This window comes from Arthrobacter sp. 9AX (assembly GCF_902506095.1).
Classification (GTDB): Bacteria; Actinomycetota; Actinomycetes; order Actinomycetales; family Micrococcaceae; genus Arthrobacter.
The window spans coordinates 141,024-164,445 of sequence record NZ_LR733293.1; the positions used below are offsets into that span (position 1 = coordinate 141,024).

Consider the following 23,422-nt stretch of genomic DNA (forward strand, 5'->3'; position numbering starts at 1 on the left):
CCGCCTCAGGGTGCCCGGCGTGGGTCCTGATCGTCGGGTGCTTCGGGGGATGCGGCAGGGTCCTGGGTGGCAGCGCCGAAGCCGTGGGACGGCTTCGGGGATGAGCTGAGGTTGACCCCCGAACCCTTGCCCAGGTGCTCCGCGTTCTCCTTGTAGCTCATGGAGAGCATTGCCGCGATCACCAGCGTGACGATGAAGGCGATGCCGGCGGCGGTGAAAGCCAGGTCGAAGCGGGGCGTTCGCGCACTGCCGCCCGAAGCGAAGATCACCACGGCAACGAAGGCAACAACGGCCCAGAACGCGGAGAACATCAGCGGGCCCTTCACCGAGGTCCGCAGCCTGCGCGGATGTCCTGGTTGCTGGTCTGCCACGGTGATTCCTCCCTGCAGGCGGCACGCCGGCCGGCCTGGTTCTGCGTAGTGCGGTGATGCGTCCGGATCGATTTTCTACGGGAAGTAGAACCGGACACTTCCTAGTTTACGGCGTTCCGGCTTCGCGGCGGACATCGTGCCGGATTGTCAGCCCGGCAAGGGCCCACAGCACGCCGGAGATGATGGCCCCGCCGCCCGCCACACCCAGCAGGGCATGGGCGCCGAGGCTGATGAAGAAGGGCAGGACGGTTGCGGTGCCCAGGCCGATGATTCCCGAGGCAATCCAGTCGCGGGCCAGGACATGCTTCCCCCGGAACTTCAGCCCGCAGAACAGCTCGAGGGCTCCGGCCACACCCAGGCCCAGGGAGGCGATAACGCCAAACAGGAGATCCCCATGCAACAGCACCAGCGCAAACCCGGCGCCTGCCGCCACGGACCCGGCTGCCGAAAGCACTTTGCCCGGCGTGCTCTCCTGCTCAAAGCCTGCCGCCCTGACACCCCAGGCCAGGAGGACGCCGGTGGCCAGCAGGTAGAGCCCGCCGGCCCAGCCCATAACCTCGACGGACGGTGCGGCCCAGAAGATGGTGACTGCCCCAAAGGCAAGGGCAGCTGCGGAACGGAGGAGGACCGGCTTCCACAGGTCAGCCCTGGGAGCCGTTCCGGGAGCAGTGCCTGCGGGGGTTTTCGGTTGCGTCACCGGTCCAGTTTAGTGGCGGTCCCTGCTACGGCGAACCCAGCACCATCCAGCGGTCGGAACGGGCCCGGGCACCAAGGGTGACGGCGCGGGCAGCCATGTAACCCAGCGCGAAGGCGGCCCACAACCAAGCCAGGCCGGGCGCACCTCCGACACGGGACAGGCCCACCACAATCAGAAGCGGCGCGTAAACGGTCAGGTTCAGCACACCGGCCAGCGCCAAGTACTTGGCGTCCCCGGCGCCGATCAGCACCCCATCGAGGACGAAAACGTAGCCGGCAATGGGCTGCCCGGCCGCGATGATCCACAAAGCTGCCGCCAGGACTGACTGGACTTCGGGATCCGAGGTGAAGAGGACGCCCGCCCAAGGCGCGGCAACCGCGAGGAGTGCTCCGGTGATCACACCGAAGCCGAGTCCCCAGCGGGTCATGGTCCTGGTCAGCTGCCGCGCCCTGCGCGGATTGGACGCCCCCAACTCCTTGCCGATCAGAGCCTGGGCGGCAATGGCGAGGGCGTCCAGAGCGAAGGCGAGGAAGGAGAAGATGGTCATGGCCAACTGGTGGGCAGCGAGGTTGACCTCACCCTGTGCCGTCACCACCAGAACGGTGGCCAGGATTGCGACGCGCAAACTGAGGGTGCGCAGCATCAGCCACGAACCCACGCGGGTCATGCTCCTGATGCCGCTCCAGCTCGGCAGCAGGCCCACGCCATGGGCCGCGGCATTCCGCCTCACCATCACCAGGTAGACGGCGGCCATGGCCCACTGGGCCACGCTGGTGCCCACGGCGGAGCCGGTGACGGACCAGCCCAGCCCGTAGACCAGCCACAGGTTCAGGATGATATTCAGGGCAAAACCCGCCGTTGCCACCACCAGGGGTGTCCGGGTGTCCTGGAGACCGCGCAGAAGGCCGGTACCCGCGAAAATCAACAGCATGGCCACCAGGCCGGGCATTGACCAGCGGAGGTAGTCGACGGCGAACGCCCGCACGTCGCCGTCCGCGCCCAGGAGGCCGACCAGCGGGTCAACCGCCAGGAACCCGGCCACGGCCAGGACCGCACCCAGCAGCAGTGCCAGCCAGACGCCGTCGCGCCCGGCCGCCAGAGCCTTGCCCGGCTGCCCGTCCCCCATCGCGCGGGCCACGGCGGGCGTAGTGGAGTAGGCCAGGAAAACCATCAGGCCGACGGCGGTGTGCAGCACCGCCATCGCGAGCCCCACACCTGCCAGCTGCGCCACGCCGAGGTGGCCAACAATCGCCGAGTCCGCCAGCAGGAAGAGGGGTTCGGCTACCAGGGCGCCAAAAGCGGGAACTGCCAGCCGGAGTATTTCGCGGGCATGTCCCTTTGGCGGAGCGGCATGCGCGGGGGCAGGTAAGCGGGGCACCTTGCCAGCTTAATCCGGTGCCCGGTTGTGTCCGCGCAAGCATGACAAAGCGCACATTGTGACGCAAATAGTTGACACTTCAACAATTTTCCGGGAAGACTTGATGCCCATGAACCAGTCACGACTTACCACAACCGCCATTACCGCTCTCCGCATCATCCTTGGTTTCCTCTTTGCAGCGCACGGTTGGCAGAAGTTCAACGAGTGGACCATCGCCGGCACCCAGGCGTCCTTCGCCAAGATGGGCATTCCGGCAGCGGAAGTGGCCGCCCCGGCCATTGCCGTGCTGGAACTGGCCGGCGGCGTCGCCCTGATCCTGGGAATCCTCACCCGTGTGGTCGCGGCCCTCCTGGCCCTGGATATGCTGGGGGCCCTGTTTATGGTGCATGCCTCCGCCGGCGTTTTCGCCGCCAACGGCGGCTACGAACTGGTCCTGCTCCTCGCCGCAGCGGCTTTCGCCCTGGCACTGACCGGTGCCGGCCGCCTTTCCGTGGACCGCGCCCTGTTTGGCCGCAGCAACTCGAAGCTGGCCATCCTGGCCTGACCCGACCATCTCAGCCGGCAGAACCTCAGCCGGAACCGCTCGACGGCGGATGGGCACCCTGGTGCGCATCCGCCGTCGGCCTTTAACCCCTCTTTGACCCGTACACCTTCCCATCCTCCACCTAGCCGGCCGGAAGGCTGCCCCGTCCGCCCTCCGGCTGGCGGGGCAGTTGCATATAACGCTTCTGCAGGTGCCGTCCCGTCTTCGCGTCAGGCCGAACCGGCCGGTAACCGGCGGCGTCAGTATGATCGCAGGATGACTGAGACCGGCGCCTCCAACTCCGTGACCCTGCGCTTCCTGGCCGTTCCCATGGACGTGGGCCACAGCGGTTCCGTGGATGCCGGAACCGTCCTGGAGTGGGTGGACAAGGCCGCCTACGCGGCGGCGGTGGGCTGGGCAAAGTCGTACTGCGTCACGGCCTACGTGGGCAACATCCACTTCGCGGACCCCGTCAACAGCGGGGACATGGTGGAGGTGGAAGCCACCATCGTCTACACCGGGCGGTCGTCGATGCACATCCGCACCGTTGTGTCCTCGGGCGACCCCAAGGGCGGCGCTGCCACCATGCGCAGCCAGTGCATGGTGATCTTCGTGGCCGTCGGGGAGGACGGAAAACCGATCCCGGTGAAGCAGTTTGAGCCCGTCACCGCCGAAGAGGTCGAACAACGTGGGCATGCCCTGGCCCGTATCGACATCCGCGAGCAGATTGTCGAAGCCATGAACCGGCAGGAATATACCGATGCTGGCACGGCGGAGCGGGTGACCCTCCGCTTTATGGCCGCGCCCACTGACGTGAACTGGGGTGGGAAGGTCCACGGCGGCATTGTAATGAAGTGGATCGACGAAGCTGCCTACGTCTGCGCCTCGCGCTACTGCGGCATGGACGCCGTGGCGGTGTTCTCCGGCGGCGTCCGGTTCTACCGCCCGCTGCTGATCGGCCACGTGGTGGAGGTGGAGGCCCGCCTGGTGTACACCGGCACCAAGGGCATGCATATCGCCGTCCACGTCCGCTCCGGCGACCCCAAGAGCCGGGAACTGGAGCTCACCACCTATTGCCTCACGGTGATGGTGGCGCGCGACGCCGAAGGCAACTCAGTGCCCGTCCGCGCCTGGGTACCGGTCAGTGACGAGGACAAGAGGCTCCACGCCCATGCCCGCGAGCTGCTGGAAATCAGGGGCAGGGCGCCGGGTAACCGGCTGCCCAACCACCTGCTGGCGCAGGGCTGACGGCCAGCGGCGGAAAGCCTCCACGGCCGCCCCGGCCGGGCAGGGGCCAGCTCTGCCTAGAAGCCTCCGCCACCGGCGTCGGCTGCCATGTTGGCGAAGCGGGAGTAGTGACCCTGGAAGGCCACCACGATGTCCTTGGTGGGACCGTTACGGTGTTTGGCCACCAGGATGTCAGCTTCGCCCGCGCGCGGTGATTCTTTGTCGTAGACGTCCTCGCGGTGAAGCAGGATCACCATGTCGGCGTCCTGCTCGATGGAGCCCGATTCACGGAGGTCCGACACCATGGGCCGCTTGTCCGAGCGCTGCTCGGACCCACGGTTCAGCTGGGACAGCGCAATGACGGGGACCTGGAGTTCCTTGGCGAGCAGCTTCAGCGCACGGGAGAACTCGGAGACTTCCTGCTGGCGCGACTCCACTTTCTTGCCGGAGCTCATCAGCTGCAGGTAGTCGAGGATCACCAGCTTGAGGTCGTGCTGCTGCTTCAGGCGGCGGCACTTGGCCCTGATTTCCATCAGTGACATGTTGGGGCTGTCGTCGATGAACAGCGGGGCATCATTCATCCGGCCCATGGTGGTGGCGATCTTGGACCACTGCTCGTCCTTGATGGTTCCCTTGCGGAGGTCCTGCAGGCCGATGGTCGCCTCCGCGGAGAGCAGGCGCATGGCGATCTCGTTCCGGCCCATTTCGAGCGAGAACATCACCGTGGACAGGTTGTTCTTGATGGCCGCGGAGCGGGCGAAATCCAGTGCGAACGTTGACTTGCCAACGGCCGGTCGGGCCGCGATAACGATCATCTGGCCGGGGTGCAGCCCATGGGTGAGTTCGTCGAGCTCAAAGAAGCCGGTGGGCACGCCCGTCATGCCTTCACCGCGGTGGCCGGACGCCTCGATCTCGTCCACCGTGGACTCCATGACGTCCTTGAGCACTACGTAGTCCTCGGCGGTGCGCCGTTCGGCCACGGCGTATACCTCAGCCTGGGCCTGGTTGACCAGGTCCTCAACCTCGCCGTCCGAGCCGTAGCCCAGCTGGACGATCTTGGTGCCGGCATTCACGAGCCGGCGGAGGACGGCGCGTTCAGCGACGATCTCGGCGTAGTAGCCGGCGTTGGCCGCGGTGGGGACGGTCTGGATCAGCTCATGGAGATAGGCGGGGCCGCCGATCCGGTTGATCTCGGCACGCTTGGTGAGTTCGTCAGAGACGGTGACGGCATCCGCCGGTTCGCCGCGGCCGTAGAGGTCGATGATGGACTCGTAGATGGTTTCGTGCGCCGGGCGGTAGAAGTCCTGCCCGCGGAGGATCTCCACGACGTCCGCGATGGCGTCCTTGGAGAGCATCATGCCACCGAGGACGGACTGCTCAGCGGCAATATCCTGCGGGGGCTTCCTGCTCGCGTCCGATCCTCGGGTGGCCTCGACCGGGTCCAGATGCGCTATAGACAAAGCTGCCGTCCTCCATTGTGTACCGGGAACGTGGGTGCCCGGTGACTAACCATCCTGCTAAGGCGTTGCGTGGAAAAGCTGCGCTCCGCCACCTGTCCAGGTTTACCGGCGGGGTCGGACAATCCTGGCCGCTTGCCGCCGCAGCGGCCATCAATAGGAGTTATCCCCACTATCCACAGGTTTTCCACAACAGAGGTTCCTGGCGGATCAGCGGTTCTGTCCACCGTGCCGGATACCCCTCTGATAGGGCGTCCGGGGCACCGAAGAACAGGTACCCCGCTACGCTAGCCGCCATGGGTCCAGCCTCAAAGTCAGGACGCGTCCAGGGCTGTGGATAAGCTGTGCAGTACGTGGCATAGCTTGTGCACAGCCTGTGGGGAAACCTGTGGAAACAAAAATAGTTTGACGGGCTCCAGCGCGCTGACCTGCGGAAACGTCTTCACTGGCGTGTGGAGTAAATATTTCTTCTGTGGAATTTCATCCACAGCGCGTGTCGCCGGGCGGTGGCGGAGAATCGCCCCCACCGGCTGCCCGGCGGGTAATGCGGGAGCTCTGTGGCATCCCTCATATTCCGTCCGGGTGGTCGGTTGGGCCCCGCCACCCGACTGCCATGCATTGAGGTGAATATTGCTGTGGATAACCCGGATCTGGCATAAGCTCTATGCATGGGCGAACTACTGCTGGTCCTCTTGCCTGCGATCGTTTTGGTGGCGCTCATCTGGGGCCTTTTTACGGCCCTGAGCCCGCGCGACACGGGTGTGTCCGATGCCGAAAGATACCAGCGTGACCTGGCGGAGCGCTCGGCGCAGCATTATGCGGCCCAGGTCCAGGCTGCCACGGCTGCCCGCGCGCAGCTTGAGCGCAACACCAGGCCCAGCCAGAACGCCCAGGCATCATCGGACCTGGCTGCTGCCAGGAAGCACATAGAACGGCGTTAGACATGGAATCGCTTGTGGCCCCGGTCCTTATCCTCCTGGCAGTGGTGGCCGGAGTAGCACTGGCCGTCCGCGCCGTCGGCAGGCGGAAGGCTGCCCGCGCCGGTGAACCGGCAGGGCCTGCGGCCAGCCCCGCCGAACTGGCGCGCGCCGCCGCCGCCAAACTCTCCGAGGAGGAACACCGCAGGCTCTATGCCCTGATTGCCCAAGGGCAGGCGATGGCAGCCATCAAGCTCTACTACGAGGCCACGGGAGAAGGCCTCCGGGCCTCCCGCGACGCGGTGGGCGCGCTGGCGGCACACCCCCAGCCCTACCGGAGTCCTGAAGCGTCCCCGGCGCCCGCTGACGATGATGACGACGACGAGCCGCAGCGCTTCCCCTACCGCTACCGGGCGATAGCCAGTAAAGGCGATGTCACCCGCGAAGTCAGCAGCAACATGCTCAACGACGAGATCTACGGCAGGATCCGCACGCTGGCCCGCAGTGGAGACACCGAGGCCGCGGCCACGGCACTCACCCGGCATTCGGACATCACGATCAAGCAGGCACGGGAATTCATCGAACTGCTGCAGGACTGAGGTTCCGGCCTGCTCGAGGCCGTACCCGGAAGGACCGGGAGGCTGGACCCGGCGTACTGGAGGGTACTAGAAGTCGAAAAGCTCGCCGAGCCAGCCTTCCTTCTTTTTGGGCCGGCGGCGGTCGTAGTCCCGGTCATGGTCCCGTTTGTCATACCGGCGATCGTCGTAGCCGCGCTGCTCCCGTCGGGGGTCGAAGGCGGCGCGCGGTTCGGCGGCGCGCGGCTCGAAGTTGGGATAGAGCGGTGGGGGTGCCAGCCCGGGGTCCGGGCGCGCCGCAGACGGCTCCGGCATAGCGTCCGCCGCCCGGTCCAGGATCTTGTCCAGCTCGCCGCGGTCCAGCCACACGCCCCGGCATTGCGGGCAGTAGTCGATCTCCACACCGCTGCGCTCGGTCATCATCAGTTCCACGGAATCCACGGGACATTTCATGTCCCGCACAACGAGCGGCACAGTCCGAAAGTTCGCCGCGGCTTCGGCTGTCAGCGGGTGCCCGCGATGCCTGCCAGCAGCTGCTCGAAGGGCAGGGATTCCATCGGCGCCGGCTTCCGTCCGGGCTGGGGCCCTTCCAGCAGGCGGGTAAATTCACCGGCGGCACGGTCGACGCGGTCGGCAAGGCTTGAGCCGCCGTCGTCCGATGTGCCCCAGTCCTGCGGGCCGGCGAATACCCCGGTGGCCGCGGTCCTGGTCCGGAGGTAGCTGAACAGCGGCCGCAGGGCGTAGTCGAGGACCATCTGGTGGCGGTCCGTCCCGCCGGTGGCGCCCAGCAGGACTCCCTTGCCATCCAGCGATTTCGGGTCCAGGACGTCGATGAAGGACTTGAACAGGCCACTGTAGGAGGCACTGAACACCGGAGTCACGGCGATGATGCCGTCCGAGGCTTCGACCCCGGCAATAACCTCGGCCAGGCGGGGTGCCGCGTAGCCGGTCACAAAGTTGTTGGCGATATCCACGGCCAGGTCCCGGAGTTCGACGGTGTCCACAGTCACGTCGTAGCCTGCCGCGCCGAGTTGCCGCTCGGCGGAGGCTGCAAGCTGGTCTGCCAGCAGGCGGCTCGACGACGGTACGCCGAGTCCGGCGGAAAGGACTGTGATGCGGCGGGTTTCCATGGCACTTCTCCTGTTGCTCGTTCATTCCATCATACATGCGTATGCATCTATTATCCGAACGGGGAGGGCTGCCGGAGTATTCCCGGTCCGCCCTTTTGAAGCAGCACGGTGTTACAGCAACACGCTGCCGCGGATACACGTGGCGGAATGCCCGCCCACCCAGATGTCATCCTCTGTGGCCGTGACGTGGATGCGCCCGGCCCGCCCCAGGACAGTTCCCTGGGCGGCCACGTATTCCCGGGGAGCGCGGTGGCTGCCGATCAGCCACTGCGCCGCCCCGGCATTGAAACTGCCCGTCACCGGGTCTTCCATCATGGCGTCGCCCGGGATGAAGGTGCGGACCTCAAAGTCCACGTCCGCACCTGACCCGTGCCGGCCGATCACCCCCACTTTCAGTGCGCCCAGCGCCGCGACATCGGGCTGGATGGCCAATACCTGATCGGCAGATTCCAGGAGCACCCCGACCCATTCAGGCCCGTTGACCAGCCAGGAAGCATCCACGATGCATGCTTCCGGCATCCGCAGCCCTGCGGCCAGCTGGCGCCGGATGCCGGGTTCCACCGGGCCGAAGCGGGTCAGCGGGGGCGCGGCGAAAGCCAGCCGCCCGGCGTCGTGCTTCACCTTCACCAGGCCGGCGGCGCACTCCTGCACCACGAACCCGTCCGACTTCGGCACTCCCCCGGACTCCAGCCACGCGTGGGCCGAACCGAGCGTCGGGTGCCCGGCGAACGGGAACTCCTCGCTGCCTGTGAAGATCCGGACCCGGTAATCGGCGCGGGCATCTTGAGGCGGCAGCAAGAACGTCGTTTCGGACAGGTTGGTCCAGTTGGCAAACTGCTGCATCCGCTCCCCCGTTATGCCCTCGGCGTCCAGGACAACGGCGAGCGGGTTGCCGCGGTACGCCTCACTGGAGAAGACGTCGACCTGATGGAAGAGGCGGCTGCGCAGCGGTCCGGAACGCGGGGATGGTGAAGTCACCGCTGCAGGCTATCACCGATGCTGGCAGCTGCCGGGCGGGTCTGCGACACTACGTCCATGGCAGAGAACAAGACCCAACCCACCACGGCACGTGTTGAGGAATTCCTGGCGTCAGTGGAGCACCCGGGCAGACGGGCGGACGGCTTCGAGCTGCTGGAACTCATGCACGGCGTCACGGGGCAGGAGGCGGTGATGTGGGGTCCTACGATCGTTGGCTTCGGCCGGTACCACTACCGCTACGAAAGCGGGCGCGAGGGTGACGCGGCCGCCGTCGGATTTTCCCCGCGCAAAGCAAACCTGGCCCTGTACGGACTCACCTACGGCCCGGACGCGGACCGGTTCCTGGCCGCGCTGGGCAAACACAAGACGGGGGCAGCGTGCCTCTACATCAGCAGGCTCCGGGATGTGGACCGCGAAATCCTGGCCGAGATGATCCGGACCGGATACCGGCACGTTATGGCGGACCTGCATAACCCGTGACATGCAAGAGACCCCCGCCGCCGGAATCCGGCAGCGGGGGTCTTTTGTGCAGTTCAGGAGCGGGTAGCCGTAAAGACTACTTGCCTGCCACTACGTCGAGTTCGATCACAGCAGCAACGTCGTCGTGGAGACGGACGTTGGCCTGGTAGGAACCAACCGACTTGATGTGTGCCGGCAGTTCAACCTTGCGCTTGTCGATGCGGCCAAGGCCAGCGGCCTCAACAGCGTCAGCGACGTCGCCCTGCTTGACGGTGCCGAACAGGCGTCCGGTCTCGCCAGCCTTGACGACCAGCTTGACCGGCTTGGCGGAGAGTGCAGCAGCCTGCTTCTGAGCGTCTTCCAGGGAAGCGTGCTCGCGGGCGGCACGGGCAGCCTTGATGGACTCAACCTGCTTCTCGCCACCCTTCGACCAGGTCAGGGCGAAGTTGCGGGGGAGCAGGTAGTTACGTGCGTAACCGTCCTTGACCTCGACAACATCGCCAGCAGCACCGAGACCGGTTACTTCGTGGGTCAGAATGAGCTTTGCCATGTTAGTTAATCCCTTCCTTAGCCGCGGCCAGCGCCGGAGTAAGGCAGCAGGGCAACTTCGCGGGCGTTCTTGATTGCCTGTGCGATCTTGCGCTGTTCCTGCACCGTAACGCCAGTGACGCGACGGGCGCGGATCTTTCCGCGGTCGGAGATGAACTTGCGCAGCAATGCTACGTCCTTGTAGTCGATGACAGTGATGTCAGCGGCCTTCAAGGGGTTGGACTTTGGTTTGGGCTTACGGAGTTCAGCCTTAGCCATCGTGGAGCTCCTATTCTAGGGAGCCCGTGGATATTGATCCACGGGATGGTGGTGGTCCGGCGGCGGCCTCCGCCCCGGGTGCCTTGCGGCACTTTGGGCGGGCCCGGCGTCGGGCCTTTATTGGTTGTTAGAAGGGAGGTTCGGAATCGGGGCCGTTGCCCCAGCCGCCTGCGTTGGAGACACCGGGCGTAGCCCAGGGATCGTCCTGTGCAGCCTGCTGGTTGCCGCCGCCCCAGCCTCCGCCGGAGTTGCCGCCCTGGTTTCCACCAGAGTTGCCGCCGCCGAAGCCACCGCCGCTGTTGCCGCCGCCAAAGCCGCCCTGCCCGCCGGCGCCGGAGCGCTGGGTGCGGTTGACCTTGGCATTGGCGTAGCGCAGGCTGGGGCCGATTTCGTCGACCTCAAGCTCGATAACGGTGCGCTTTTCGCCTTCTTTGGTTTCGTAGGAACGGCTCTTCAGGCGTCCGGTAACGATCACGCGCATGCCCTTGGTCAGGGACTCGGCGACGTTCTCGGCTGCTTCACGCCACACGGCGGCGCGGAGGAACAGGGTTTCCCCGTCCTTCCACTCGTTGGACTGGCGATCAAAGGTGCGGGGGGTGGAAGCGATGGTGAAGTTCGCTACTGCCGAACCGGACGGTGTGAACCGCAATTCCGGGTCATTGGTGAGATTACCGATGACCGTAATGGTGGTCTCGCCTGCCATCTACTGCCTCCTTGTTCGATCCTGGGTGAAGAGTGCGTTTCCTGCGGGGTAAAGAATGAAAACTGGTGCTGAATTACTCAGCAACAACCTTCTGCTCTTCGGGGCGGGTGATCTTGGTGCGCATGATGGTCTCGTTAAGAGACAGCTGGCGGTCAAGTTCCTTGGCGGTTTCCGGCTTGGCGGTGAAGTTCACCACGGCGTAGATACCTTCGGACTTCTTCTTGATGTCGTAAGCCAGACGGCGACGGCCCCAGATGTCAACCTTTTCGATGGTTCCACCATCGTTGGTGATGACGTTCAGGAACTTCTGAAGCGACGGCTCAACGGTACGCTCTTCGACCTCGGGGTCGATGATTACCATCAATTCGTAAGGACGCATATGTGAACCCACCTCCTTTGGGCTAAGCGGTTACGGCATTTCCGTAACAGGAGGTTCATTTGCGATGCCATGCGATGCCCTGCCGCCAGGAACGGAAGCAGGACGCAGCACAGACTTCAATATCTTAGTGCATTTGGACCGGATAGGCGATTCGCGCTTGACTCCAAGGCTATGCCCGTGGTTGACCCGGCGGCAGGACAAATCCGGCTATGTGGAAAACCGCCGCCGAAACCTCCCCCTAGGCCGAGTGTTCCGCGCCGACCGGAACGTCCCGGGTATCGGCGGCGCGTGGTCCTGCGGGCCCGCCCTTCCGGTAGCGCCACACGCCGATGGCCACCACCACGGCACCAAGCGCAAGCGACAGGAACAGGGACTCGCGGGTGGACTCCAGGATGACCATGCCGATCAGCAGGGCCACGATGCCGGCAATGGAAAGCCAGGTCAGGTACGGGAACAGCCACATCTTCAGGGCAAGGTCCTTGGCGGCAGCCCCCATGCGCTTGCGCAGGACTAGCTGGGACGAGGCGATAACGAGCCACACGAACAGCGCGATGGCACCGGAGGTGTTGACCAAGAACAGGAAGACCGTGTCCGGAGCGATGTAGTTCAGGCCCACCGTGACGAAGCCAACCACCGTGGAGGCGAGTACTGCAGCTGCCGGCACACCGCGCCGGGAGATCCTTGTCCAGGATGCCGGGGCGTCGCCCCGCTGCGAAAGTGAGAAGAGCATGCGGCTGGCGGTGTAGAGGCCGGAGTTCAGGCAGGACAGCACTGAGGTGAGGACCACGATGTCCATGATGGTGCCGGCGCCGGGGATCCCGAAGAGCTCGATGACTGCCACGTAGGGGCTTTTGGCCACGTTGGCATCATTCCAGGGCAGGAGGGTGACAACGATGGCGATGGAACCGATGTAGAACACCAGGATGCGCCAGACGGTTGATTTCACTGCCTTCTTCACCGCGTCCACGGGGTTTTCGGATTCACCGGCCGCGATGGTGGCGATTTCGGCGCCGAAGAAGGAGAACACCACTACCAGGACGCCGGCGAGTACAGCTCCCGGCCCGTTGGGCATGAATCCGCCGTTTCCGATCAGGTTGTCCAGCCCGGGTGCCGGGACGCCCGGGACCAGTCCCAGGATGGCGGCCACGCCGAACAGCAGAAAGAGCACAATGGCAGCGACCTTGATGGACGCGAACCAAAACTCGAACTCGCCGTAGGACTTCACGGAGCCCAGGTTGGTGAGGGTCAGCAGGACCATCAGGACCAGGGCCCAGACCCACTGGTCGATGCCGGGAACCCAGCGGTGCATGATTGCGGCGCCGGCAGTGGCTTCGATGCCGAGCACGATGATCCAGAACCAGGCGTAAAGCCACCCGATGCTGAAGCCCGCCCACCGGCCCAACGCCTTGTCTGCGTAGGTGGAGAACGAGCCCGTCTCGGGGTTTGCGGCAGCCATCTCGCCGAGCATGCGCATCACGAGGATGACTACGATGCCAGCGGCCATGTAGGCCAGCAGGATTCCGGGGCCCGCCTGCTGGATCGCGGCGCCGGACCCCACGAACAACCCGGCACCGATAACACCGGCGATGGCGATCATTGACAGGTGCCGCGGCTTGAGCGACTTTGTTAACTGCTGGTCAGCGGGCATGGGTGCGCCGTCCTTTGGTTCTCTGGGAAATGGATGGCCTGGTGCGGCAGCGCTCGGCGCCCGGCCGGAAAAGCCGCCATCCAGTGCGGTTGATCACAAGTTTCTCCCACCCTAGACGCCGCCAGCAGCCGCAAGGCTGTGCATCAGCACAAAAATCGAACCGCCAAACCGGGCAACGCTCCACTTGCGCGGCGCGGTGTGCACCGCTTGATTCCTGCCAGGCATCTGGGAAATCTTGATGAAATCCAGCGCTTACCAGGTGGTGCCTTGATCTGACCTGTGGCTATATTGACTCCACGGCTGGGTACCGGGCTGGACGCTCTGAGCGGACGGCTTTGCTGGACCCCCGGTCATGCCATATGGCCGGTTGGTGCAGTGCAACAAATGCTGAAACCGATATTTCAAGAAAGTGGTCTCCTTCTTCGATGGATGGGGACCTCATGTCGTTAGTAGGCAGAAGCAAGGAACTTGACCGGATCCTGTCCGTGATCAGGGGTCCCAAGGAAGCAGCCCTCGCCGTCATGGGTTCACGCGGCATGGGAAAGTCGGCGCTGCTCAGCGAAATCCCCCGGCTGTCGGACTACCGGACGGTGTTCGTGCGTGCCAGCGTCGCGGAGTCCGATTGGCCCCTGTCCGGGCTGACCGCCCTCCTGAACGGCATGGACGATCCGGTCCTCAACCGGATCGGCGATGAACTGCTCCACGCTGCTTCCGGCGCCCTGGATGTGGCCGCCGTTTCCACCATGCTGCTCAACGGGCTGCATCAGCGGGCATCGTCCCGCACCATTGTGGTGATCGACGACGCCGATCAGCTGGACCCGAGCAGCCAGTCCGTCATCGGCTTCCTGGCCCGGCGCCTGGCCGGCACGGACCTCGCCGTGTTCGCCAGCCTTCGGGAAGATACCGCGGACAGCCCTTTCTCGAGCCTTCCGGTCCTCCAGCTGGGTGCACTGGGCTACAACGACACTGTCCGGGTGCTGGAGGCGATCCCCGCGCGCCAGGCCGCGGCAGCGGCAGTCCACGCAGTGGCCGCAGCGTCGCATGGGAACCCGCTTGCCGCCGTCGAACTCTACACCGCCCTGCTGGAACGCCAGGCCGAAGGGAAGTACGCCCTCCCGGTCCCGCTGCCGTCCAAAGGCAGCTTTGAAGCCGAATTCGCTGCTGCCCTGGGAGGGCTGACGCCCGCGGCGCGGCAGGCCCTTGACCTGCTGGCCCTCTCTTTCCGGAGCGACATCACCACCCTTGAGAAGATCCACGGTGACGTGTGGAGTGGTGTGGATGAACTCCTGGCCACGGGCCTGGTCAGCAGGTCGGGCCCCTACCTGGGGATCAGGAACCAGCTGCTCCGCGGCTACGTCTTCACCGCCATGACCCCTACCGTGCGTACCGCCAGCCACCGTGCCCTGGCCGAGGCGGCCAAGGACTCGGACTTATACGCCCGCCGGTGGCACCTGAGCTTCACGGCGCTGGAGCGGCAGACGCCGTTTGGCCTCCTCCGGTTCGCGGTTGAGCTCATCAGGGCGGGGGAAGTGGCCTTCGCCGTCGAGTACATCGAGCGTGCCCTGACCATCAATCCGTGGGAGGCGGAAACGGCCGCGCGCCTGACCACTGTTGCGGAGCTGCTGCTCAACCGCGGCGAGTTCATCTACGCCCGGCGCTACCTGGATTGGGCCCGGCGGGTGACGCGCAATCCTGCGCTGATTCTCCGGCTGACCGGCTTGTCCTTTGAAATCGAGTTCATCCAGGGGGCTGCGGTGCGGTCCAGCATGGTGCTGCGCCTGGTGAAGGAATTCGGCCAGCATGACCCGGCGTACTCGGCCAAGCTGCTGGCCGTCGGTGCGCTGTACTTCGCCGAGCGCTGGGAGCTGAAGGATGCCGCCGCACTTCTCCGCTACGCGGCGGAGTTCCAGGGCTCGGCCTCCGCTGAATGCCTTGCCGTGGGGGACAGGGCCAGGCTGCTGATCGAAGCGATCGGCGGAAACTCCGAAAACCTCAAGCGGAAGAACGAGCAGTCGGGGAACAACTGGGTGGCCGGACTCCTGGTCCATGGCCGTGCGCTGAGCTACGCCGAACATTACGGCCTCGCCCAGGAGGCGTTCGCCATGGTGCAGAACTCCGCAGAGCCCAGCCACATCAACTGGCGTGAAACCGCGGTCTTCCTCACCGTGGACAACGAGATCCGGGCCGGGAACGTCCGCACTGCAGTGAAGCTCATCGAAGACCTGGAACTCCACGAACCGGAACTGAAGTACCACCGCGGGATGCGGTACGTCTTCCGGGTGTGGCGGGCACATGCCCTCGGTGATGACGCCTTGGCACGGGCCTATGCAGCGGACGCCCAGCACTTCTCCGGGGCGGAAAGCCACCCATCCATCACCGCGCAGCTCGCCGCCATCCAGGGCCACTTTGAACTGATGCGCGGCAACCTCGCCGAGTCGCTGGCCCAACTCTCCAGGGCGGCAGAGCTGGGCCTGGAATTCGGCAACCCCGCGCTGCTCCGGTGCGAGGCAGACCTCGTGGAAGTCCTCGTGCGGCTGGGCCGCCACCGCGAAGCCACCCAGGCCCTCTACCGGTTGGAAACCCGCTCCGTGGGGCTCCGGTCACCCTGGCTGATGGCAGTTGCAGCCCGGAGCCGGGCCATGCTTGCCGACGGAGACCAGTCACTTCAGCTTTTCTGCCAGGCGCTCGAGACCCGGAACGGCCATGACTCCGTGCTGGAACGGGCCCGCACGCTGCTCTGCTACGCGGAGCGACTCGGTGCGTTCGGCCGGGTGCGGGAGGCCCGCGATGCGATGCTCCGCGCCAAGGTCATGTTCGACGAGGCCGGAGCGGATGCCTGGACCCAGCACGTCGACTCGCTGCTGCTGGATGAACGGGTGGAACCGGCACGGCCCAAGGGCAACCCCGCCATGCTGATGCTCGCCGACCATGAAAGGTCGCTGGCACAGATGGTGGCCCGGGGCATGCGAAACAAGGAGATCGCGGCCACGCTCTACGTGTCCGTCCGGACCGTCGAAGTACGCCTCACCGCGATCTACCGCAAGCTCGGTGTGGAGTCGCGGGCCCAGCTCACGGCACTTGCGGCCGGCAAAGACAACACGGCCCGCGAGCCGTACGTGCTGCCGGCCATTTAGGCCCGGTTTCCGGCTTTTGCAGGTACCCGCATTTTCCACACTGAACCGCCCGAGCATCCACAAACGCCCTTCCATTCCCCTCCACGGCAGCATTTCCGAAGCTAATTTTGCTTCACGGCCAGAACACAGGCGGACACGCCGGGAAGGGGACACCATGGCAGAAATACCAGTGGCCAGAACCCGGGGCACTGCCTTCGACTGGCCCGTTGCACCTGCTGCTGCACAGCGGATGTCAACAGCGCCGTTGGCGGCGGCGGAAACCGCAGGAACCCGGTTCCTGCTGCCGCCGACGGGCGCTTCAACAGCGGCACCATTGCTGCCCTCAGCGCCAGGGCGTGCCAGTGCACCACAGGAACCCTTTGTCCCGGCACGCAAAGCCGCAGCCTCGTGGCTCGCCAGGCACATCAACTTCCTCCGCACCACCGACTCACTCCTGGTCCTGGCGGCCGTGTTTGCCGGTTACCAGCTCTCCAACATCGGGGTCCTTTCCAGAGGTCCCGGCGACGGCGGCACACTGGCTACCGCTGCCGCCGTCGCCCTCTTGTGGCCTTCTGCCCTGGAGATCTACCGCACCCGCGACGCGAAGGTCCTGGGCGTGGGGGCCGACGAATTCAAGCGCGTTGCCTCTGCAAGCCTCCGGATCTTCGGGCTGCTGGCCATCGCCGCAGTGGTTTTCTCCGTCCACGGCGCCGCCGCCTTCGTCACCGTGTCCCTGCCGCTGGGACTCGCGTCCCTGACGGCGAACCGCTGGATCTTCCGACGGCGGCTCACGGCTGAGAAGGCGAAAGGCCGCCACCTCTCGCGCGCCGTGGTGGTGGGTGACCCCGAAGACGTCCGGTACGTAGTCCAGCAGGTGGCCAAAAAATCCGGTCCCGTCTACAAAATCCTCGGAGTCTGCCTCCCGGGAGCGCGCCGCGGCACCAGCCTCCGGGTGGACAACACCTACGTGCCGGTCCTGTCCTCCACGGACGACATTGCGCGGACGGTCCGCCTGGTGGAAGCCGACTCGGTGATTGTGGCCGGACCGCTTCCCGGGGGCAACAGGTTCATCCGTGAACTGGGCTGGAAACTCGAGGAGTGCTCCGCCGGGATGGTGCTGGCAGCGACGCTGACCAACGTGGCCGGGCCCCGCATCCACTGGCGGCCGGTGGAGGGCCTGCCCCTGATGCATGTGGACATTCCGCAGTACAGCGGTGCCAAGCATGTGCTCAAGCGGGTGATGGATGTGGCGGCGGCACTGACTGCCCTCCTGGTGTTGTCACCGGTGCTGCTGGTCCTCGCCCTGACCGTCCGGCTGGACAGTCCCGGGCCCGTGTTCTTCCGGCAGGACCGGATCGGCAAGGGCGGCAGTGTCTTCGGAATGTTCAAGTTCCGGTCCATGGTGGTGGATGCCGAAGCCCGCCTGGCCGAACTGAACGCACAGAACCAGGGCGCCGGCGTCCTCTTCAAGATGCGCGACGACCCGAGGGTGACGCGCTGCGGACGCTGGATGCGCAAATACTCACTCGACGAGCTCCCGCAGCTCTGGAACGTGGTGCTGGGCCACATGAGCATGGTGGGTCCGCGGCCGCCGCTGGACCGCGAAGTGAGCGCTTATGAGCGCCACACCCACCGCCGGCTGCTGATCAAGCCCGGAATCACCGGGCTCTGGCAGATCAACGGCCGCTCCGACCTCTCGTGGGATGAAGCCGTCCGGCTGGATCTCTACTACGTCGAAAACTGGTCCATCGCCGGCGACCTGCTGATCCTGTGGCGGACCTTCCGCGCAGTTATCCGGCCGTCCGGCGCCTACTGACAACCGCTCGGGAAAGAAAGTGACATGAGGACATTCCCCAATCCCTTCCACGCCGCCACCCACCGGCAGCAGACCCCCACACTCAAGATCGCCGTCGTCGGAGCCGGATACTGGGGCCCGAACCTGGCCCGCAACCTGCAGGCGAGCCCCGACTGGGAACTAATGGCCATCTGCGACCTGGATATCGAACGGGCGCGCAAGCTGGCAGCCACGCTGGGGGACATTCCGGTGGTGGAATCCCTGGACGAGCTGCTGGACACGTTCGCCGTGGATGCCGTGGCCATCGCGACCCCTGCCCGCACCCATCACGGGACGGTGATGACGGCGCTGAGCGCCGGGAAACACGTTCTGGTGGAAAAGCCGCTGGCGGACAGCCGGGCGCACGGGCTGGAAATGGTGGCCGAAGCGCAGGCACGGGGGCTGGTGCTGATGGCGGACCACACCTATTGCTACACGCCGGCAGTCCTGAAGATGCAGGAACTGGTGCAGGCGGGCTCGCTGGGAGAGATCCTGTTTGTGGATTCCACCCGGATCAACCTGGGCCTGGTCCAGCCTGATGTGGATGTGTTTTGGGATCTGGCCCCGCATGACCTGTCCATCCTGGATTTTGTCCTCCCCGGCGGCCTGAACCCGGCCGAAGTCTCGGCTTTCGGTGCGGACCCGCTGGGAACCGGGCGGGACTGCGTGGGGCACCTGAACTTCCGGCTCCCCAATGATGCCACCGCCCACGTGCACGTGAACTGGCTCAGCCCCACCAAGATCCGGCAGATGGTGATTGGCGGCTCGCTGCGGACCCTCGTGTGGGACGACCTGAATCCGCAGCAGCGGCTCAGCGTGTACGACCGGGGCGTCAGCCTGGACCGGCAACCGCAGTCGGCCGGGGAGAAGGCATCGAACGCTGTGTCCTATCGGCTCGGGGACACCTGGTCGCCGGCCTTGCCCGAGCGGGAAGCGCTGGGGCAGGTGGTGGCGGAACTGGCCTTCTGCATCCGCAACGGCCAGGAGGCGCGGACCGGCGGTGAATCGGGCCTCCGCGTCCTGTCCGTCCTTGAAGCGGTGAGCCGGAGCCTGAGTCTTGACGGGCAAGCCTCCCCTGTGGAAGGTACCGGCGCGGCGGAAGCAGCATCCGGCGTCGAACTCGAGGGTGTCCGGTGAGCAGGCTGGAAGGGGCCACCGTCCTGGTGACGGGCGGTGCGGGAACCATCGGTTCCACCTTGGTGGATGCGCTGCTGGAAGCGGGCGTGGGCCGCATCGACGTACTGGACAACCTGGTCCGCGGACGGCTGGACAACCTGGCGGGAGCGCAGGCCAGTGGCCGGGTGGAGCTGGTACGCGGCGACGTCGGGGACCGCGACCTGGTCCACGACCTCACCAAAGGCAAGGACCTGGTGTTCCACCAGGCCGCCATCCGGATCACGCAGTGCGCGGAGGAACCGCGGCTGGCGCTGGAGGTCATGGTGGACGGGACGTTCAACATCCTCGAGGCGGCCGCCGGTCACAAGGTGGACAAGCTGGTGGCCGCGTCGAGCGCCTCCGTCTACGGCATGGCCGAAGAATTCCCCACCGGCGAACGCCATCACCACGCCAACAATGACACCTTTTACGGCGCCGCCAAGTCCTTCAACGAGGGGATGGCCCGGAGCTTCCACGCGATGACGGGCCTGGATTACGTCATGCTCCGGTACTTCAACGTTTACGGCCCTCGGATGGACGTCCACGGTTTGTACACCGAGGTGCTGGTGCGCTGGATGGAGCGGATCTTGGACGGCCGGCCCCCGCTGATCTTCGGGGACGGGCTGCAGACGATGGACTTTGTTTACACGGCCGACGCGGCGCGCGCGAATGTCCTTGCCGCCGCAAGTGACACCACCGACGGTATCTACAACATTGCCAGCGGCACGGAAACCAGCCTGCTGGAGATGGCGGAGGCGCTGCTGCGGGTTATGGGCTCGGACCTGGCGGTGGAGCACGGGCCGGCGCGGCAGGTCAACGGAGTGGTCCGGCGCCTGGCGGACACCTCCGCGGCCGCACGCGACCTGGGATTCAAGGCCGAAGTGGAACTCGAAGAAGGACTGCGCGAGCTCGTCACGTGGTGGAAGCCGCTGCGGGACGAGATTGCCGCGACCAGGAAAGTCGATGCCAAATGAGTGCGGAAGCGGTCCTTGCCCGGATCAATGTGATGAAGCCGTGGCTGGGGGAAGAAGAGGCTCGGGCTCTGGCTGAAGTGGTTGCTTCCGGCTGGGTGGCGCAGGGGCCCAAAGTCAAGGAATTCGAGGCGGCCTTCGCTGCCGCGCAGGGCGTGCGGCACGCCGTCGCAACCTCCAACTGCACCACTGCGCTGCACTTGGCGCTGGTGGTGGCGGGGATCGGCCCGGGCGATGACGTGGTGGTGCCGTCGCTGTCGTTTATTGCGACGGCGAACGCTGTCACCTATGTGGGGGCCCGCCCCGTATTCTGCGACGTTGACCCCGCGACGGGGAACGTGACCGCCGAGACCATTCATTCCGCCCTGACCCTTGATACCCGGGCGGTGATTGTGGTTGACCAGGGCGGCGTGCCGCTGGACCTGGACCCGATCCGCGAACTGTGTAACCGGCATGAGATCACCATCATCGAGGACGCCGCCTGTGCCGTGGGCTCCACCTACAAGGGACGGCCGGTGGGCACTGCAGCGGATGTTGCGGTGTGGTCCTTCCATCCGCGCAAGATCCTCACCACCGGTGAGGGCGGCATGCTCACCACCAACCGCGCCGATTGGGCAGCCCGGGCCCGGACGCTCCGCGAGCATTCCATGAGCGTATCCGCCACGGACCGGCACGGATCAGTGCTGGCCCCGCCCGAGGTTTATACCGAGGTGGGGTTCAACTACCGGATGACCGACCTGCAGGCCGCCGTCGGACTTGTCCAACTGGGGCGGCTGCCCGAGGTGGTGCAGCGCCGTCGGGACATTGCGGCCCGGTATGTTGCCGGACTCGCCGGCCTGCGCGGGTTGCGGCTGGTGGCCGACCCGCCGTACGGGACCAGCAACTTCCAGTCGTTGTGGCTGGAGGTCCTGCCCGGCTTCCGTACCACTCGGGAAGGCCTGCTGGCCCGCCTGGCGGAGGCCGGCATCTCGGCCCGCCGGGGCATCATGGCTGCGCATCGCCAGCCGGCGTACCGCTGGCGGGACACCGGCAAATCACTGCTGCAGCACACGGAACGGCTCAACGACAGGACCCTGATCCTGCCGGTTTTCCACGAACTCGACGACGAAAGCCTCAGCCGGATCATCGGCACCATCCGCGATGCCGCCACAGGGGCGGCCTCGTGAGCGAGCTGATCCTGATCGCGGCCAGCGGCCTGGCCCGGGAAGTCCTGGCGATGGTGCGGGCCAGCGGGCAGTACGACGTGGTGGGCCTGCTGGACGACGACAAGGAGATGGCGGGGGTGACCGTGGACGGCGCCCCCGTGCTGGGGACCATTGACGACGCCGGGAAGTACACGCACGCGCTGATCCTGGTCTGCATCGGCTCGGGAAGGTCCCGGGAGGCGGTGGTGGAGCGGCTCACCGGGATGGGGCTCAACGAGGCCCGGTATGCCACCGCCATCGACCCGTCGGTGCACTACCCGGAGGGGTGCCGGATCGGCCGGGGCAGCATCCTGCTGCGCAACGTCACCATGACGGCGTCGGTCACCCTGGGGTCCCACGTGGTGGCCATGCCCTCCGTGACCTTCACGCATGACGACGACGTGGCGGACTTTGCCACGTTCGCTGCGGGGGTGTCCCTGGGCGGCGGAGTCCGGATCGGCCGGGCGGCATACCTTGGCATGAACGCGAGTGTCCGCGAGCGGACCTCCGTGGGCGCCTACGCGACGGTGGGCATGGGAGCCGCGGTGCTGAGCAACGTGCCCGACGGCGAGACCTGGGTTGGTGTTCCGGCCCACGAAATTGAACGGGAAAGTTTCCAGTTTGGGGGTGTGCGGTGAAGGCCGGGCTGCTGGGCGGGGATGCCTTTCGCACTCCAGGGGTGGCCGCCGAAACGGCGGCGGAAGCCGTACGCAGCCGTTTGAGAATACTGGTGTACCCCCATGAACTCGCGATGGGCGGCAGCCAGATTAATGCCCTCGAACTGGCTGGGGCTGTGCGCGACGTTGGACATGACGTTTTTGTCTTCGCAACCAAGGGTGTCCTGCTGGACAAAGTGCAGGAACTGAACCTTCCCTACATTGAGGCTCCGCAGAGCCGGTTCGCAGTCGATCCTGCAACCACCCGGAAGCTGACCGCAACCGTACGGGAGTTGGGCATTGACCTCGTCCATCCCTACGAATGGACCGCGATCCTCAACACCACCTTTGGTCCTGGCCTGTCCACCGGGACCAATGTTGTTATGACGGTGCTGTCGATGGATGTTCCGGACTTCCTGCCGCGACACCTTCCCCTGATCGTGGGCACCCCCGCGCTGGCGGACATGGAAGCCCGCCGCCGGGGAAACATCCACGTGGTGGAGCCACCCATCGACACCATCTTTAACAAACCGAGGGGAATCGCTGCCTCACGGCAGGAGCTTGGGGTCAACGAGAAGACCTGCGTGATCAGCATTGTCGGACGATTGACCACGGATTTGGGAAAGCTCGGGGGCGTGTTGGCGGCAATCAACGTCGTAGACAGGCTTCTGGCGCACTGCGACGTCACCCTTGTGATTGCGGGTGACGGAGAAGGGTATTCGCAGGTCAGGGAACTGGCTGGCCGCGTTAACAGCAGCCATGGCCGGGAAGTAATCCGGGTATTGGGCAACGTCCTGGATCCGCGGGCAATCTACGATGCAGCAGACATCGTCCTTGGCATGGGAAGTTCCGCCCTGCGTGGCATGGCCCATGCCAAGCCGCTTATTGTTCAGGGCCGCTCGGGATTCTGGCTGACATCCAGCCCGGAAACCGAAGAGCAGTTCCTGCGGGGCGGATGGTTCGGGGCGGCCGGCGAAGGGGAAGCCGAACTCGAGGAGGCGCTCACAAGCCTGGTCTCGAACCCGTCTCGCCGGGAACTTTTGGGCGCCTACGGCAGGGCCTTGGTCGAAGACCGCTTCAGCCTTGGCAGTGCGGCCGAACGCCTTCTTTCGATCTATCATGCGCAGCTCTCGACGCCAACCAGGGCCACTGCCCTCGCCACTTCGCTTGCCCGCACCGGGATAGAGACCGCCAAATTCCGGCTTGTCATGAAGCTGCTGGAGAATACGCGCGCCAAGCACCCGGCAGGCGGAAGCTGAC

Annotated in this window: 24 protein-coding genes; 12 read left to right on the plus strand and 12 right to left on the minus strand. The window is 65.6% G+C overall.

What is annotated here, in order from left to right; genetic code table 11:
- Window positions 1–5 precede the first annotated feature (5 nt).
- From BACI348_RS00715 to BACI348_RS00725, 3 genes are all read right to left on the minus strand, one after another.
- Entirely contained in the window at window positions 6–371 is a 366-nt protein-coding gene (locus BACI348_RS00715; protein WP_159823504.1) for a hypothetical protein, read from the minus strand.
- A 106-nt stretch (window positions 372–477) separates the two neighbouring features.
- Window positions 478–1,068 (minus strand): hypothetical protein, encoded by a 591-nt coding sequence (locus BACI348_RS00720; protein ID WP_159823505.1) that lies wholly within the window; start codon window positions 1,066–1,068, stop codon window positions 478–480.
- Between the two features lie 25 nt (window positions 1,069–1,093).
- The gene (locus tag BACI348_RS00725; protein WP_159823506.1) at window positions 1,094–2,446 is read right to left on the minus strand and encodes an MATE family efflux transporter; all 1,353 of its coding nucleotides are present in this window, start codon (window positions 2,444–2,446) and stop codon (window positions 1,094–1,096) included.
- A gap of 109 nt (window positions 2,447–2,555) precedes the next feature.
- Here BACI348_RS00725 and BACI348_RS00730 point away from each other — a divergent pair, with 109 nt between their 5' ends.
- Window positions 2,556–2,990, plus strand: coding sequence for a DoxX family protein (locus BACI348_RS00730; RefSeq protein ID WP_159823507.1), 435 nt, complete (start codon window positions 2,556–2,558; stop codon window positions 2,988–2,990).
- A gap of 255 nt (window positions 2,991–3,245) precedes the next feature.
- Window positions 3,246–4,217, plus strand: a complete 972-nt coding sequence (locus BACI348_RS00735; RefSeq protein WP_159823508.1) for an acyl-CoA thioesterase — start codon at window positions 3,246–3,248, stop codon at window positions 4,215–4,217.
- Window positions 4,218–4,273: 56 nt separating this feature from the next.
- On the opposite strand, the gene dnaB is transcribed toward BACI348_RS00735, so the two are convergent.
- On the minus strand, window positions 4,274–5,656 hold the full coding sequence (gene dnaB, locus BACI348_RS00740; protein ID WP_159823509.1) for a replicative DNA helicase: 1,383 nt from the start codon (window positions 5,654–5,656) through the stop codon (window positions 4,274–4,276).
- Window positions 5,657–6,321: 665 nt separating this feature from the next.
- Between dnaB and BACI348_RS00745 the strand changes: the two genes are divergently transcribed.
- Complete coding sequence (locus BACI348_RS00745) at window positions 6,322–6,594, plus strand: hypothetical protein (RefSeq protein WP_159823510.1); 273 nt, start codon at window positions 6,322–6,324, stop codon at window positions 6,592–6,594.
- Window positions 6,595–6,596: 2 nt separating this feature from the next.
- Complete coding sequence (locus BACI348_RS00750; RefSeq protein ID WP_159823511.1) at window positions 6,597–7,169, plus strand: hypothetical protein; 573 nt, start codon at window positions 6,597–6,599, stop codon at window positions 7,167–7,169.
- Between the two features lie 66 nt (window positions 7,170–7,235).
- Here BACI348_RS00750 and BACI348_RS00755 read toward each other — a convergent pair whose 3' ends face one another.
- From BACI348_RS00755 to BACI348_RS00765, 3 genes are all read right to left on the minus strand, one after another.
- Window positions 7,236–7,598, minus strand: coding sequence for a TFIIB-type zinc ribbon-containing protein (locus BACI348_RS00755; RefSeq protein ID WP_159829650.1), 363 nt, complete (start codon window positions 7,596–7,598; stop codon window positions 7,236–7,238).
- A 50-nt stretch (window positions 7,599–7,648) separates the two neighbouring features.
- Window positions 7,649–8,275, minus strand: coding sequence for an FMN reductase (locus BACI348_RS00760; protein ID WP_159823512.1), 627 nt, complete (start codon window positions 8,273–8,275; stop codon window positions 7,649–7,651).
- A 111-nt stretch (window positions 8,276–8,386) separates the two neighbouring features.
- The gene (locus BACI348_RS00765) at window positions 8,387–9,253 is read right to left on the minus strand and encodes a PhzF family phenazine biosynthesis protein (RefSeq protein WP_442858479.1); all 867 of its coding nucleotides are present in this window, start codon (window positions 9,251–9,253) and stop codon (window positions 8,387–8,389) included.
- Between the two features lie 57 nt (window positions 9,254–9,310).
- On the opposite strand from BACI348_RS00765, the gene BACI348_RS00770 reads away from it, so the two are divergent.
- The gene (locus BACI348_RS00770; protein WP_159823513.1) at window positions 9,311–9,733 is read left to right on the plus strand and encodes a DUF1801 domain-containing protein; all 423 of its coding nucleotides are present in this window, start codon (window positions 9,311–9,313) and stop codon (window positions 9,731–9,733) included.
- A 76-nt stretch (window positions 9,734–9,809) separates the two neighbouring features.
- Here BACI348_RS00770 and rplI read toward each other — a convergent pair whose 3' ends face one another.
- The 5 genes from rplI to BACI348_RS00795 all read right to left on the minus strand — a co-directional run bounded on the left by rplI (window position 9,810) and on the right by BACI348_RS00795 (window position 13,249).
- A complete protein-coding gene (rplI, locus tag BACI348_RS00775) occupies window positions 9,810–10,262 on the minus strand; it encodes a 50S ribosomal protein L9 (protein WP_050057159.1) in 453 nt (150 codons plus the stop codon).
- A gap of 17 nt (window positions 10,263–10,279) precedes the next feature.
- Entirely contained in the window at window positions 10,280–10,519 is a 240-nt protein-coding gene (gene rpsR, locus BACI348_RS00780) for a 30S ribosomal protein S18 (protein WP_003800144.1), read from the minus strand.
- A 127-nt stretch (window positions 10,520–10,646) separates the two neighbouring features.
- On the minus strand, window positions 10,647–11,222 hold the full coding sequence (locus BACI348_RS00785) for a single-stranded DNA-binding protein (protein ID WP_050057158.1): 576 nt from the start codon (window positions 11,220–11,222) through the stop codon (window positions 10,647–10,649).
- A gap of 73 nt (window positions 11,223–11,295) precedes the next feature.
- On the minus strand, window positions 11,296–11,601 hold the full coding sequence (gene rpsF, locus BACI348_RS00790) for a 30S ribosomal protein S6 (RefSeq protein WP_015939036.1): 306 nt from the start codon (window positions 11,599–11,601) through the stop codon (window positions 11,296–11,298).
- 238 nt (window positions 11,602–11,839) lie between these two features.
- On the minus strand, window positions 11,840–13,249 hold the full coding sequence (locus BACI348_RS00795; RefSeq protein WP_159823514.1) for an amino acid permease: 1,410 nt from the start codon (window positions 13,247–13,249) through the stop codon (window positions 11,840–11,842).
- A 440-nt stretch (window positions 13,250–13,689) separates the two neighbouring features.
- Here BACI348_RS00795 and BACI348_RS00800 point away from each other — a divergent pair, with 440 nt between their 5' ends.
- The 7 genes from BACI348_RS00800 to BACI348_RS00830 all read left to right on the plus strand — a co-directional run bounded on the left by BACI348_RS00800 (window position 13,690) and on the right by BACI348_RS00830 (window position 23,421).
- The gene (locus tag BACI348_RS00800) at window positions 13,690–16,383 is read left to right on the plus strand and encodes a helix-turn-helix transcriptional regulator (RefSeq protein ID WP_159823515.1); all 2,694 of its coding nucleotides are present in this window, start codon (window positions 13,690–13,692) and stop codon (window positions 16,381–16,383) included.
- Window positions 16,384–16,612: 229 nt separating this feature from the next.
- A complete protein-coding gene (locus BACI348_RS00805) occupies window positions 16,613–18,178 on the plus strand; it encodes a sugar transferase (RefSeq protein ID WP_201298473.1) in 1,566 nt (521 codons plus the stop codon).
- A gap of 24 nt (window positions 18,179–18,202) precedes the next feature.
- Window positions 18,203–19,333: a Gfo/Idh/MocA family protein gene (locus BACI348_RS00810; protein WP_159823517.1), complete on the plus strand. Its 1,131-nt coding sequence runs from the start codon at window positions 18,203–18,205 to the stop codon at window positions 19,331–19,333.
- Complete coding sequence (locus BACI348_RS00815; RefSeq protein WP_159823518.1) at window positions 19,330–20,325, plus strand: NAD-dependent epimerase/dehydratase family protein; 996 nt, start codon at window positions 19,330–19,332, stop codon at window positions 20,323–20,325. The genes BACI348_RS00810 and BACI348_RS00815 overlap by 4 nt, the downstream gene beginning before the upstream one ends.
- The gene (locus tag BACI348_RS00820; RefSeq protein ID WP_159823519.1) at window positions 20,322–21,488 is read left to right on the plus strand and encodes a DegT/DnrJ/EryC1/StrS family aminotransferase; all 1,167 of its coding nucleotides are present in this window, start codon (window positions 20,322–20,324) and stop codon (window positions 21,486–21,488) included. Before BACI348_RS00815 ends, BACI348_RS00820 begins: the two co-directional genes overlap by 4 nt.
- Window positions 21,485–22,144, plus strand: a complete 660-nt coding sequence (locus tag BACI348_RS00825) for an acetyltransferase (protein ID WP_159823520.1) — start codon at window positions 21,485–21,487, stop codon at window positions 22,142–22,144. Before BACI348_RS00820 ends, BACI348_RS00825 begins: the two co-directional genes overlap by 4 nt.
- A gap of 92 nt (window positions 22,145–22,236) precedes the next feature.
- Window positions 22,237–23,421 (plus strand): glycosyltransferase family 4 protein, encoded by a 1,185-nt coding sequence (locus tag BACI348_RS00830; protein ID WP_236557323.1) that lies wholly within the window; start codon window positions 22,237–22,239, stop codon window positions 23,419–23,421.
- Window position 23,422 lies beyond the last annotated feature (1 nt).